This window comes from Myxococcus sp. XM-1-1-1 (assembly GCF_020037095.1).
Taxonomy (GTDB): Bacteria; Myxococcota; Myxococcia; order Myxococcales; family Myxococcaceae; genus Myxococcus; species Myxococcus fulvus.
Genome location: NZ_JAIQDH010000024.1, coordinates 1 through 12,438, shown reverse-complemented (window position 1 = coordinate 12,438; position 12,438 = coordinate 1). Strand labels below are relative to the sequence as shown.

At 69.0% G+C, this 12,438-nt stretch carries 13 protein-coding genes; 3 read left to right on the top strand and 10 right to left on the bottom strand.

The features are described from left to right. Nucleotides 1-15: 15 nt before the first annotated feature. Together K8640_RS34260 and K8640_RS34255 are read right to left on the bottom strand one after the other, a co-directional pair. Nucleotides 16-396, bottom strand: a complete 381-nt coding sequence (locus K8640_RS34260; protein WP_046717224.1) for a helix-turn-helix domain-containing protein — start codon at nt 394-396, stop codon at nt 16-18. Between the two features lie 186 nt (nt 397-582). Further along, a complete protein-coding gene (locus tag K8640_RS34255) occupies nt 583-1,113 on the bottom strand; it encodes a hypothetical protein (RefSeq protein WP_223750921.1) in 531 nt (176 codons plus the stop codon). A gap of 403 nt (nt 1,114-1,516) precedes the next feature. Here K8640_RS34255 and K8640_RS34250 point away from each other — a divergent pair, with 403 nt between their 5' ends. Continuing rightward, nucleotides 1,517-1,708, top strand: coding sequence for a hypothetical protein (locus tag K8640_RS34250; RefSeq protein ID WP_141325115.1), 192 nt, complete (start codon nt 1,517-1,519; stop codon nt 1,706-1,708). A 12-nt stretch (nt 1,709-1,720) separates the two neighbouring features. Here the strand turns inward: K8640_RS34250 and K8640_RS34245 are convergent, their stop codons facing one another. Then, nucleotides 1,721-2,110 carry a response regulator transcription factor gene (locus K8640_RS34245; protein WP_223750920.1) on the bottom strand — a complete coding sequence of 130 codons (390 nt, stop codon included), beginning with the start codon at nt 2,108-2,110 and terminating at the stop codon, nt 1,721-1,723. A 192-nt stretch (nt 2,111-2,302) separates the two neighbouring features. Here K8640_RS34245 and egtB point away from each other — a divergent pair, with 192 nt between their 5' ends. Then, the gene (gene egtB / locus K8640_RS34240) at nt 2,303-3,646 is read left to right on the top strand and encodes an ergothioneine biosynthesis protein EgtB (protein ID WP_223750919.1); all 1,344 of its coding nucleotides are present in this window, start codon (nt 2,303-2,305) and stop codon (nt 3,644-3,646) included. Between the two features lie 18 nt (nt 3,647-3,664). Next, entirely contained in the window at nt 3,665-4,687 is a 1,023-nt protein-coding gene (gene egtD / locus K8640_RS34235; RefSeq protein ID WP_223751026.1) for an L-histidine N(alpha)-methyltransferase, read from the top strand. Between the two features lie 78 nt (nt 4,688-4,765). Here egtD and K8640_RS34230 read toward each other — a convergent pair whose 3' ends face one another. The 7 genes from K8640_RS34230 to K8640_RS34200 all read right to left on the bottom strand — a co-directional run bounded on the left by K8640_RS34230 (nt 4,766) and on the right by K8640_RS34200 (nt 9,368). Beyond that, nucleotides 4,766-4,951 carry a hypothetical protein gene (locus K8640_RS34230; RefSeq protein WP_223750918.1) on the bottom strand — a complete coding sequence of 62 codons (186 nt, stop codon included), beginning with the start codon at nt 4,949-4,951 and terminating at the stop codon, nt 4,766-4,768. A gap of 197 nt (nt 4,952-5,148) precedes the next feature. Beyond that, nucleotides 5,149-5,616: a CoA-binding protein gene (locus tag K8640_RS34225; protein ID WP_223750917.1), complete on the bottom strand. Its 468-nt coding sequence runs from the start codon at nt 5,614-5,616 to the stop codon at nt 5,149-5,151. A gap of 360 nt (nt 5,617-5,976) precedes the next feature. Beyond that, nucleotides 5,977-6,510 (bottom strand): hypothetical protein, encoded by a 534-nt coding sequence (locus K8640_RS34220; protein ID WP_223750916.1) that lies wholly within the window; start codon nt 6,508-6,510, stop codon nt 5,977-5,979. Between the two features lie 3 nt (nt 6,511-6,513). Next, on the bottom strand, nt 6,514-6,960 hold the full coding sequence (gene bacM / locus K8640_RS34215) for a bactofilin BacM (RefSeq protein WP_141325120.1): 447 nt from the start codon (nt 6,958-6,960) through the stop codon (nt 6,514-6,516). A 3-nt stretch (nt 6,961-6,963) separates the two neighbouring features. Next, on the bottom strand, nt 6,964-7,857 hold the full coding sequence (locus K8640_RS34210; RefSeq protein ID WP_141325121.1) for a ParB/RepB/Spo0J family partition protein: 894 nt from the start codon (nt 7,855-7,857) through the stop codon (nt 6,964-6,966). A 93-nt stretch (nt 7,858-7,950) separates the two neighbouring features. Further along, the gene (locus tag K8640_RS34205; protein WP_046718730.1) at nt 7,951-8,754 is read right to left on the bottom strand and encodes a ParA family protein; all 804 of its coding nucleotides are present in this window, start codon (nt 8,752-8,754) and stop codon (nt 7,951-7,953) included. A 293-nt stretch (nt 8,755-9,047) separates the two neighbouring features. Beyond that, entirely contained in the window at nt 9,048-9,368 is a 321-nt protein-coding gene (locus K8640_RS34200) for a hypothetical protein (RefSeq protein ID WP_223750915.1), read from the bottom strand. Nucleotides 9,369-12,438 lie beyond the last annotated feature (3,070 nt).

The following is a 12,438-nucleotide window of genomic DNA, read 5'->3' as shown; positions in this document are numbered from 1 at the left end:
CGGGGCCGCGAGGCGTCACTTCTTCTTCTGCTGCATCGCCGAGGCGACCAGGTTCATCAGCTTCAGCTGCACCGGGGACAGCTTGCGCAGGTTGCGCATCAGCCGCCGCATCTCCGGCGTGTCGTCCTCGCGGGCCTTCGCGCCCGACTTGTCCTTCGCGGGAGGCGGCGCCGCCAGGTCATCCCCCAACCCCAGCAGCTGGTGCGGCGGCACGTTGAGCACCACGCACAGTCGCCGCAGGTTCTGCACGCTGGGGAGCATGTGGCCCCGCTCCAGGCGCCCGTACACCTCCGACGCCATGCCGATGCGCTCCGCCACATCCGCCTGCGTCAGTCCCATCCGCACCCGGGCGGCCCTCGCCGCCGCGCCCAGCATGCTCGCCAGTTCTGTGTCCATGCCTGTGTCAGTCGTCCACGAAAGGAGGGGCCGTGCTCCAGGCACCCCGAAGGCCCCTGGATAACCCTGAAGGTCGGGTACTTTCACCATACCTTCAGCGTTTTTTCAAACACGCGCGACGCCTCGCGTCGCACCCGCCCGCGCCTCTGGTGGCACCCATGCCACGCGCTCTGGTGAGCACCCGCCTCACGGCGCCGACGACGGTGTGCTCTCCGCGATGTCCATCAACGCGCGACGCCGCTCCGCCGCCGTGAAGAGCATCGCCAACGGCAGCCCCAGGAAGACGGCGTGCAACACGATTTGGGCGAACTGCGGCACGTCGAGGAACCACGGGTAGTAGCCACGCGCGACGAACTGGAAGTCCACCAGCCACACGCCGATGCCGAACAGCATCCCCACCGCGGCCTGGAACTCCCAACGCCCGCGTCCATCCGGCGGCAGCATCGCGTCCAGGAACGAGTAGAACAGCCCGACGATGGCGGACACCGTCAGGTGCATCCCCACGCCCAGCATCACCAACGTCCCCAGCGGGTAGTCCTCGCCGAAGGCCCGTGGCCCCAACACCACGCTCGCGGACATGCGCACCGGCCGCCATGGGCTGTCACCCGAGGCCAGGGCCATCACCACCTCCGCGAGCGCCAGCACCACGCCCGCGGCCACTCCGAACAGCAGCCCGTTCGTGGCAGACCAGGGGGTGTACCGCCTCCGTGCCGCCATTTGGCTTCTCCTTGTCCGGGGCCGCTGTCCGCCCCTTGTGTCAACCTGAGCACGTTCGCCATCCACGGGCAGCCAGCGCACGGCGACGGCTCGGGATGTCGCCTCCCCCTCGGGCACGCGGACGGCGCTCCAGGGCGGCCCTGGCGCTCGCCCCGCCCCCGCCTGGACTCGCGAGCCCACGCCCGCTCGCCACCTGTCGTTTCTTCCGTCTCCCAGGGCGTTGTTCGGTAACTCCTTCAGGCTCAAACCACCTCCCCCGCACCCATGCTCCGAGTCCCAGGCGACATCGCGTGGGCACGGCATTGGCATAGGGCTCTGGCCGATGCCCGCGCAGCTTCGCCAGCGTCCGCAAGGACCTCATCGGATCCACTACTCGCCCCAAGCGTGGCGAGAGGTGGGCCGTATGAGCGCGGAGGCCTTCGGCGAGCTCCAGGGCGCGCTGGAGCGGCTGGGGGACGCGTCCGTCAGGGGGCCGTTGCCGGAGGGCGGCGGAGCGGGGCGCCACCGGCTCTCACGCCACGGGCTGGTGCTGGGCTACGCGTGGGAGGACCGCTCGCGCACGCTGACGCTCCTGTCGCTGGAGCGTGAGCCGTGAGCGCGGCCGGGCTCACGCGGCGATGGGCAGCATGCTCCGCACCGCGTCCAGCAGCTCCTCCACGGAGAAGGGCTTTCGCAACAGGCTGTTGGCCCCCGGGGGGATGTCCGTCGTGACCGCGGTGAGCACCATCACCGGCACGTTGCGCAGCCTGGCGATGGCCTTGCGCCGCTCGAGGAACTCGTGTCCGTTCATCTCCGGCATCATCAGGTCGAGCAGGATGAGGCTCGGCACGTAGCGCACGTCCGTCAGCTCCTCCATCGCCTCGCGGCCGTTGCAGGCCACGGTGACGTCGTAGCCCTCGCCCTCGAGGATTTCCGCGATGGCGGCCCGGATGTCGTCCTCGTCCTCCACGACGAGCACGGTGCGGTGCTTCGCAGCACTGGACATGGCACGCAGCATAGGGGCCCCCTCCCCCTCGCGGCGACCGGGGGTCCTGTACGACGCGGGGATAGTGGACAGAACTGCGCGCGGCCCGCGGGGAGGCCAGACGCCCCGCGTGCTCCAGAAACGTACATTCCAGCACGGGGGACTCGGGCCCTGGGGGCCTGGGACTTACCTCCTCGCCCAGGCACTCCCTAGGTTGAGTCCGCCATGTCCCGCACGATGGGCCGCTCGACGACAGCACCGACAGGGGATGGAACGAGGCCGGGGTGGAAGGCGCGCGCGTGGGCGCAGCTGGAGGCCGCGCGCGCGCGGGTGCTGCGCATGCTCGCCGGGCTGCCCGAGCGGGTGTTGATGAACCAGCACTCGCCGCTGATGTCGCCGCTCATCTGGGACGTCGCGCACGTGGCCAACTACGAGGAGCAGTGGCTCTTGCGCGCGCTCGGGGCCCCGGCCCTGACGGACCCGGCCTTCGACACCATCTACGACGCCTTCCGACATCCCAGGAGCACGCGCTCCACGCTCCCGCTGCTCCCTCCCGAGTCCGCCTTCGCCTACGCCGCGCGCGTGCGCGAGGCCGTGCGCGCGCACCTGTCCGAGCACGTCCCCGAGGACGGCGACACGCCGCTGCTCGCCGGGGGCTACGTCTTCGGCATGGTGGCGCAGCACGAACAGCAGCACGCGGAGACGCTCGCGGCCACGCTCCAGTTGATGACGGAGGTGGAGTACCGCCTGCCGCCGGTGCCCGCGCGCCCCGCGCCCGCGCCTGTCTCGCGACACCCCGTGCTCATCTCCGGCGGCGTCGCGCGGCTGGGCAGCACCCACCCGTGGGCCTTCGACAACGAGCGCCCCGTGCACACCCGCGAGGTGCGCCCCTTCTTGCTGGACGCGCACCCCGTCACCAACGGCGAGTACCAGGCCTTCATCGAGGACGGTGGCTACGCCGAGCCGCGCTGGTGGCACCCGAAGGGCTGGGACTTCGTGCGCGCGGAGGCGCTCGCCCATCCGCAGTTCTGGCTGCCACAACAGGCGGGACGCTGGCTGCGCAGGCGCTTCGGTCAGGTGGAGCCGCTGCCCTCGGACGAGCCCGTACAGCACGTGTGCTGGTACGAAGCGGATGCGTACGCGCGCTGGGCCGGCAAGCGCCTGCCCACCGAGTCCGAGTGGGAGCGCGCCGCGCACGGCGCCTGCGACGTGGCACGCGAGCACCCGTGGGGTGACGCACCTCCCACGGCCGCGCACGCCAACCTGGGTGGAGACACGTGGGGCCCGTTGCCGGTGGGCAGCCACCCCCAGGGCGTGAGCGCCGAGGGGGTCTGGGGCCTGCTGGGCGACGTGTGGGAATGGACGGCGAGCGACTTCCAGCCCTACGCGGGCTTCGGCGCGTTCCCGTATCGCGAGTACTCGGAGGTGTTCTTCGGCGAGGACTACAAGGTGCTGCGAGGAGGAGCGTGGGCGAGCGCACCGGTGGCGGTCCGCAACGGATTCCGCAACTGGGACTACCCCATCCGCCGGCAGATTTTCGCCGGCTTTCGTTGTGCGTCAGAGGCGTGAGGAGAGGCGATGAGCTCGATGGTGGAGGCGGTGGAGACGACGACGCTCGAGGAGAAGCCGAACGGCTTTCCCGGGGTGAAGGTGGAGGTCTACGTGAGGCCGGGGGACGCCCGGCGCGCGCTCAAGCAGGAGGTGCTCGAGGGGCTGTGCAACACGCCCAAGGAGCTGTCGCCGAAGTGGCTCTATGACGAGCGCGGCAGCCAGCTCTTCGACGACATCACCCGCCTGCCGGAGTACTACCCCACGCGGCGCGAGCGCGAAATCCTGCTCGCCCACGCCGGGGACGTGGCGCGGCTGAGCGGCGCGACGACGCTCATCGAGCTGGGCAGCGGCACCAGCGAGAAGACGCGCCTCTTGCTGGACGCGATGGAGGAGGCGGGGCAGCTGTCGCGCTTCGTGCCCTTCGACGTGAGCGAGTCCTTCCTGCGCCGCGCGGCGGGGACGCTGGCGCGCGAGTACCCGGGCATCAGTGTGCACGCGGTGGTGGGCGACTTCGAGCACCACCTCAACCGGCTGCCCCAGGGCGGACGGCGGCTGGTGGCCTTCCTCGGAGGCACCATCGGCAACCTGAAGCCCGCGCAGCGCGCGCGCTTCCTCGCGGAGCTGTCCTCGGGCCTGCGCCCCGGTGACGGCCTCTTGCTGGGCACCGACCTCATCAAGGACCGCGAGCGGCTGTACGCCGCGTACAACGACAGCGCGGGCGTGACGGCGGAGTTCAACCGCAACGTGCTGCGCGTGCTCAACCGCGAGCTGGGCGCGGACTTCGACCCGAACGGGTTCGAGCACTTCGCGCCCTTCGACGAGCACAACCGCTGGGTGGAGATGCGCCTGGTGTCGCGGCGCGAGCAGACCGTGTGGATGCAGTCGCTCAAGCGCCGCGTGGACTTCGCCGCGGGCGAGGTGCTGCGCACGGAGGTCAGCTGCAAGTTCGAACAGCACCGCGTGGAGGCGGAGCTGGACGCGGCCGGGCTGGGGCTTGCCGCGTGGTGGACGGACGAGGCGGGTGACTTCGCCCTGTCGCTCGCGCTCAAGCGCGGCTGAGACGTCCGGACTCGGACTCGGGCCTGGGGTCGGGTGTCACCCGGCCCTCGGGCCCGAGGGCTTCAAACACCGGAGCGACTAGCGGCGCGGGTTGCGACGCGAGGAGACGCGCACAGGCACGGGCTGCGCCACGGGGCGCGTCCACGCGTACCAGAGCGCGGCCAGCACGGTGACGGCCAGCCCGCTCGCGGCGAACAGCCGCTCACCCACGGGGCTGAGGTCCACGGTGGCAAGGTGGAGGGGGAGCATTCCGGTGAACGACATGCGGGGACTCCTTGCTGGGCGCTGCGTGGAGGTCCTGGGATGGGTCGGGGTGTTCACCCACCACGGGCCGGGGTAACGACAAGGTTAAGGACTCGCGACGGAATGGGGAAGTCCCCACTCCATCCTTCCATAATGCGTGGGACGCTTGGCGCTCGCGGAATGTTCAGGACCGCGCCACGCCTGCTTGCTTCCGGGCGTCACGCCGGACTCGCCCCGGACAGCTCCCGCTCCTGGGACAGCCGCGCCAGCTCCACCTTCATGCACCGGTCCTGCACCACGCGGATGCCCGCGCGCGCGAGCTTTTCGGCCGCGGCGTCATTGCGGATGCCCAGCTGGAACCACACCGCGTGCGGCTTCTTGGCGAGCAGGTCCGCCACGTGCGCGTCGATGTCCTCCGGGCGACGGAACACCTGCACCAGGTCCACCTGTCCGGGGATGTCCGCGACCGCGCGGTACACGGGCCGCCCGAGGATGGGCTCCGTCTCGCCGTGCACGGGCACGGGCACGATGTCGTAGCCGTGCTTCTGCAGGTACGCGGGCACCGAGTGCGCGGGCTTGTGCGCGTGGCTCTCCGGGCGGATGCCCAGCACCGCCACCCGTCGGGAGCGCGTGAGCACGTCCCGGACGCCCGCGTCGTCCTCGATGAGATTCGCTCTCCAGTCCATGACCACCTCCACCACGAGCCGCCGTGCATGGGAGCCGCTTCCGGGTGGCAACAGCCCACCCGCGAGGTCCCAGTCCCAGCGACAGACGCGCGCACGCGCGCCGCGTTGCGCTCGTGGGGGGTGCGAGCGGAACGGAGCCTTCCTGCCCGCTTGCTCGAAGGGGCGAGCGCAGTCTCCGCCCGCGTCGTGCGCCTCACACCGAGGGAGATGTTCCACGAGGAGCAGCGGCTGTGCGTCGAAGGGCGCGTCCCGAGGAGCCAGCGTCTCGCGCCCACCCACCGAGGCACGACGCCGCGTGGGCGGAAGACTCGCGGTGATGAGCGGGACATCGCGCCCGGGGGCCCCGGCGCGCCGTGAGGCTCAGCGCGGCTGCGCCGACTGGACCTCGATTTCGCGGCACGCCTCGGTGGCCAGCCGCACATCCTCCGGCGTGGCCCCCGGCAGCGTCGCGCAGAGGAACAAGTCATTGCCCACGCGGCGCGCGCCGAACAGCGCGGGCGCCGCGGCGCCGACGCCACCGTCACCCTGCTTGGGCGCCAGCGTCACGCGGAGCAGCGCGTAGGTGTCCTTCTCCTCTTCCTGGTCGAGGGACACCTCGAAGTTCTTCGACTCCGCGCGCACCCGGTCGGCCAGGTCCTCCACGGAGGGCATCTCCTCACCCTTGCCGCGTCGCAGGTCCACCCGGAGCACCGGGCGGCCAGGAGGGCCCGCCTGGAAGCTGTCATCAGGAGCGACCTGCGCGGACCAGCCCTCCGGCAGCGGCACCTTCACGCCCGAGCGCGAGGTCTGCTCCGGGGAGGACGCGTCGGGGGAGTCCTTCCCCCCGTCGCAGCCCTTGCACCCGGACAGCAGCGCCAGCACCACGCCGGACGCGATGTGCCTGGCGCGCCGCACCGGCTACTTCTTCTCGCCGCCAGGAGGAGGAGGACGGGTGTTGCCGCCCAGGTTCTCCATCTTCAGCGAGCCCTCGAAGATGACGCCCCGGTCCATCGACAGGGACGGCGTCTCCAGGTTGCCCTTCACGCGGCCGGGCGTCTTGAGCTCGATGATCTGCGTCGCCTTCACGTTGCCTTCGACCTGTCCGTTGATGATGACGGTGCCGGCCTGGATTTCGGCCTGGACCTTGGCGCCATCACCGATGACGAGCACGTCCTTGGTGATGATCTGCCCCTGGAACTTCCCGTCGATACGGACCTGCCCCTCGAAGGTGAGCTTCCCCTCGAACTCGCTTCCCTTGCCCAGAAGCGTATGGACCTCACCAGAGCGCTGCGACACGGATTCCTCCTCCCGCTTGAACAAGGGCCTGCTGGGTGCTTCGTCTTTCTTCCCGCCAAGGAGCGCCACGCGCTACTCCTTCCTGAGCAGCTTCAACAGCCGGTCCAGGTCATCGTAGGAGAAGAAGTCCACCTCGATGGTGCCCTTTCCCGGGCTTCGTTCGGTCAACCGGACCTTCGTCCCCAATCGACGTTGGAGCTCCTCCACCAGGGACTTCACCTGCGGGCTCTGCTTCGGCGGCGTCTTGCCCGCATCCTTCTTGCCGTTGGAGCGACTCTGCTGGACCAGCCGCTCCGTGTCACGCACGGACAGCTTCTTCTCGGCCACCTGCCTGGCCAGGTTCTGCAGCTCCGGCAGCCGGGGCACGCCCAGCAGCGCGCGCGCGTGTCCCATGCTCAGCGAGCCGTCGGCCACCATGCCCTTGACGTCCGCGGGCAGGGCCAACAGGCGCAGGGCGTTGGCCACCGTGGAGCGCTCCTTGCCCACGCGCTGGCTGATCTGCTCCTGCGTCAGCTTGAACTCGTCGGTGAGGCGCTTGTAGCCCTCCGCCTCTTCAATCGGGTTGAGGTCCGCGCGCTGGAGGTTCTCGACCAGGGCCAGCTCGAAGGCCTGGACCTCCGTCACCTCCTTGACGATGGCGGGGACCTCCTTGAGGCCCGCGGCCTGGGACGCGCGCCAGCGGCGCTCACCCGCGATGATGCGGTAGCCGTCCTGGTCCTTGCGCACGAGGATGGGCTGGATGACGCCCTGCACGCGGATGGACTCGGTGAGCTCCTTGAGCTTCTCCTCGTCGAAGTGATGGCGGGGCTGGTCCTTGTCCCGGTGGATGGACTCAATCGGGAGCTTGAGGACGCCGGCCTTGAGCGCGGCCTGCTCGGCGGCCTTGCCGCCACCGGGAGCGGCCTGGGGGATGAGCGCGGAGAGGCCGCGACCGAGAGCGCGTTTCTGCGTGTCTGCTTTCACCAAGACATGACTCCGGCGCCGTGAGTCGACTCACGGCGGGCATGGGCGGCGCGAGCGGACCGGGCGTGACGGTGGCGCACGACGCGCGGCAAGATTTCAGGCCACCCGACGACGAGGCGCCTGACGGGGGGACTTGGGGGTGTCGCGCTTCATCAACTCGCGGCCGAGCGCCAGGTAGCTCTCGCAGCCCTTCGACTTGATGTCATAGAGGATGATGGGCTTGCCGAAGGACGGGCACTCGGACAGGCGCACGTTGCGCGGGACGACGACCTGGAAGACCTGGTCCTTGAAGTAGCCGCGCACCTCTTCCACCACCTGGTGGGCGATGTTGGCGCGCGCGTCGAACATGGTGAGCAGGATGCCCTCCATCTTCAGGTCCGGGTTGAGGCCCTGCTTCACCAGGTCGATGGTGTGCGTCAGCTGGGAGAGGCCCTCGAGCGCGTAGTACTCGCACTGCAGCGGGATGAGGACGGAGTCCGCGGCGGACAGCGCGTTGAGGGTGAGCAGCCCGAGCGAGGGCGGGCAGTCGATGATGATGTAGTCGAACTCGGCGGCGAGCGGGCGCAGGGCGTCGCGCAGGCGGAACTCGCGGTTCTCCTGGCCGACGAGCTCCACCTCGGCGCCGGTGAGGTCGGGCGTGGCGGGGACGACCTGGAGGTAGCGCAGCTCGGTGGGGTGGAACAGCTCCTTCATGGGACGACCGTTGAGGAGCGCGTCGTAGATGGTGCCGTGGAGCTTGTCCTGCTTGAGGCCCAGGCCGCTGCCGGCGTTGCCCTGCGGGTCCATGTCCACCAGGAGCGTGCGGCGCTCGGCGGAGGCCAGGCTCGCGGCCAGGTTGATGGCGGTGGTCGTCTTGCCCACGCCGCCCTTCTGATTGGAGATGCAGATGATTCGACCCACGAGCCCCATCCTCTCTCATGCCTGGCGAGAGCCAGGCGCCGTGCGTGATGCGGTGCACGGTTGCACGCTGATCCCGCTGCTAACATGCGCCTCGGTGTCGGATCAAATTCGCGGCGCACGTTGCGCGAACGCTTCATCCGAGGGCCTGCCAGCCTTCCAAACGGCCTGATTCCGAAGACTTGGAAGAGCCGTCTTCATGCTGGAGAACCCGGCGAGCGGTGCCCTGGCATCCTGGGTCCACGGTGCCGCAACGGGCTCGCTCGGATGCCCTCCTTATAAGGAGGCGCGTGCGGCTACCTGAGGCGGGTGCGTTCGCGTTGGAGCTCGGCGCGCAGGCGCGTGATTTCGTCGAGCAGGTGCCGTACGTCGTCCGTGGCCTGGGTCCACAGGTGCAGGGTTCCATCGAGTCCGACGACATCGAGCGCGTCCATCGCGGCGACGTAGGACTCGGACAGCTTGGGGTCGTGGTCGCGGAGCGTGCGAGCTGAGTCCTCCATGTCGGCGAGGACTTCTTCGCGCGACGCGGCGGGGAGTGACCGCCAGCTCTCGATGAGCAGCGCGGACTTCCATCGCTTGGAGATGTCGGACAGCGTCGCGTCGTCGTGGGGCGGCATGGGGTCTTCCTTCCTTCCGGAGCGGGTGGCCGCGCGTGGACGCGGGGACGGGAGGAGTCCGGACACGAGGTTCCGCGTGGAGCGTGGGTGGGTGTTTCCGTCACGCGAACCGGGCGGGCGTTCCACGCGGAACACGATGACCTTTCGGCGCGCACCTCGAGCACCTCCTGAACGAGGGCCTGGCCTCATCACGTGAACAGCGCAGCGTGGCTCTTGAGGGGAGTTCATGTGAGGTTCGACGAAGCCCGCGGCCGGCTTCTCGAGCTGCGTCTCACCGACGCGGCGCCACGAGGACCCGCCTTCGCGACGTCCACCCGCGTTTCAGACCGATGTCGTGACAGGTCGCGCAGACCTCGGTGAGGCCCGTCCCCGCGAAGCTCGGTTCGGCGCGTCGACGTGAGCTCACGCCGCTTCGGACCGAGGCCGCGCGATGGACGGCTGAGCCTTGATGCTCCGCATCCGGGTTCCACATGGAGCAGGAGCTGGGTTCCATCGACTTCGTGCGGCTTGGAGTTGCGGTCGCGTCCCGCCTGGACTGGACCTCAGTGTCGCATCCGAGCTCCACCTGGACCCGAGGCCGACGGGTATCGACTTCTCGCGGCTCCCCACCGAGGCCCGGTCGCGTGTGGCTGGACCTTCCTGTCCCTCATCCAGGTTCTACGAGGACCGACCGCCCATCGCCCTCCCCCTGGTTCGCGCTGATGCCGCATCCGAACCACCGGCCTGCATCACCTCATCCACGTTCACGCGGAACGGGGACCCGCATCTATCGACTCCTCCTCGCCGCCACGCATCGACGCCGTGTCACCGCTGGCGTGGACCGTCATGCGCCCCATCCACGGGAAGCAGGGACTGACCTCTATCGACGTCTCGCGACTTCGCGGCGATGCGGCATCCGAACCCGAGCCCTGCATCGCGAGCATCCGTGCTCCACCTGGCACAGGGACTGGCCTCCGCTGACTTTTCACAGCTTCGCGGTGATGCGCCCCTGAACGCCCAGACATCTGAACGTCCAGACATCTGGACCTGTGCCGCGCGCATCCACGCTTCACCTGGAACCGGGCTGGCCATCCATCGGCCCCCATCACCACTTCGCGCCGATGCCGTTCGGTCACCGCGCGCCTTCATGTCCCGCCTCCACGTTCCACGTGGAACGGCCAGACCACCTGTTGGCGTGTCGTGCCGCGCATCACCGCTGCGACGTCGTCATCCGCTCACCTCGCGGTGCGCATCCAGGTTCCACGAGGCACACGTCCCAGCATCGCCAGCTTCTGGCGTGCTGCTGGTCGGGGCGTGCGCGGACTCATCCCGTGGCGTTCCACGTGGAACGTGGTTCGGACTTCCGCTGCTTCGCGAACCACTCCGCGCCGATGCCACACCACGCCCGCGACAGCTTCGCGACGTCCCTGCGTGTTCCACGTGGAACGGTGGAGTCGCATCGGCGCCTTCTCGTCAGCCTCTTCGCCGCGTTCGAGCAGGACATGCCTGGGGGTCTCCGCTCCGCGCTCCGCGTGGACCACGACACGGTCCTCCACGGTCAACCCAGGTGACGGCCTGCGCGCGCACCACCGCGTGACGCTCATCCGCGTTCCACGTGGAACGGTGGAGTCGCCATCGATGCCTTCATGGATGTGGTGGGGAGGGGTGTTCGACCGGATGGCATCCGGACCTCGTTCCACGTGGAACACGGCACGACCCTTCACGCTCGAATCCAGGTGACGGCCTGCGCGAGCACCACCGCGTGACGCTCATCCACGCGGAACACGGCACGACCCTCCACGCGCGAGCCCAACTGGCGGCATGCCTGAGCACGCCTTTTCGATGCCCATGCGCGTTCCACGTGGAACGGTGGAGTCGTCATCGAAGCCTTCATCGATGGGGTGGCTTGCTCGGTCCGACCGGACGGCATCCATCCCGCGTTCCACGTGGAACATGGTTCGACCCTTCATGGCTCGAACCCAGGTGGCACCTGTGCGAGCACCCGCTCGCGATGCGCATCCACGTTCCACGTGGAACACGAACAGGTCCCCACCTGCCGTTCCCATCGCGCCACATCGATGGGTGCCTGAGCGCGCCCATGCTGGCCATCCACGTTCCACGTGGAACACGAACAGGCGTCCACCTGCTTCTCGTGATGAGCGCGCACCCGCCGGCTTGAGCCCATCCACGGTCCACGTGGAACACGAACAGGCGCCCACCTGCTTCTCGTGATGAGCGCGCACGTACCCGCTCGCGGGAACTCATCCACGTTCCACGTGGAACACGAACAGGCACCCACCTGCCTCTCGTGATGCTCCACATGATGAGCGTGCACGCACCCGCTGGCTGAAGCTCACCCTCGTTCCACGTGGAACACGAGCCAGCGTCCACCTGCTTCCCGCGCCTCTTCACATCGATACGGGCAGCACCTGCGGAGCCTCTCCACGTTCCACGTGGAACACGAACAAGGCCTCCGCCTGCTTCTCGTGATGACCGCGCGTCCCGCTGGCTGAGCCCATCCTCGTTCCACGTGGAACACGAACCAGCATCGGCCTGCTTCCCAGTACCTCTTCACATCGGTACGGGCAGCACCTGTGGAGCCACGCCACGTTCCACGTGGAACACGTGGGGTCGCCGCATCCGTCTTCGAGCTTCGTGGCGGTGCGACCTCGGACCCGATGCCACCTTCTCCGGCGCATCCACGTTCCACGTGGAACTGGCATCGCCTTCACAGGTCTCCATCCACGTGCACCTTTCGCCGTTCCTCGCGTGGCCGCGCCTCACTCAACCGTGGGCCCGGACGAAACCCCTGCCCTTCTTCCTGGTTCGTGCTGGAGCCTCGGCAGTGACTCGCACCTTCATGGCCTGCCTCCACGTTCCACGTGGAACGGCCAACTCGTCGGCTTTCTTCATCGGGCTTCTTCGCGGTGCTCATCCAAGTTCCACGTGGAACACGACATGGCCTGCCGCGGACCGCTCCACCTCATGGCGACAAGGCGAGAGGAGAGCCCGCGCGCGCCGCATGCGGGTGCGCGTTCCACGTGGAACACGGCATGGCCTTGGTGTGGACCGCTTCCGTTTCATGGCTGCG

Coding starts and splice junctions, on each gene's coding strand:
- K8640_RS34260 (WP_046717224.1), bottom strand. CDS start 396: ATGGACACAGAACTGGCGAGCATGCTGGGCGCGGCGGCGAGGGCCGCC.
- K8640_RS34255 (WP_223750921.1), bottom strand. CDS start 1,113: ATGGCGGCACGGAGGCGGTACACCCCCTGGTCTGCCACGAACGGGCTG.
- K8640_RS34250 (WP_141325115.1), top strand. CDS start 1,517: ATGAGCGCGGAGGCCTTCGGCGAGCTCCAGGGCGCGCTGGAGCGGCTG.
- K8640_RS34245 (WP_223750920.1), bottom strand. CDS start 2,110: ATGCTGCGTGCCATGTCCAGTGCTGCGAAGCACCGCACCGTGCTCGTC.
- egtB (WP_223750919.1), top strand. CDS start 2,303: ATGTCCCGCACGATGGGCCGCTCGACGACAGCACCGACAGGGGATGGA.
- egtD (WP_223751026.1), top strand. CDS start 3,665: ATGGTGGAGGCGGTGGAGACGACGACGCTCGAGGAGAAGCCGAACGGC.
- K8640_RS34230 (WP_223750918.1), bottom strand. CDS start 4,951: ATGTCGTTCACCGGAATGCTCCCCCTCCACCTTGCCACCGTGGACCTC.
- K8640_RS34225 (WP_223750917.1), bottom strand. CDS start 5,616: ATGGACTGGAGAGCGAATCTCATCGAGGACGACGCGGGCGTCCGGGAC.
- K8640_RS34200 (WP_223750915.1), bottom strand. CDS start 9,368: ATGCCGCCCCACGACGACGCGACGCTGTCCGACATCTCCAAGCGATGG.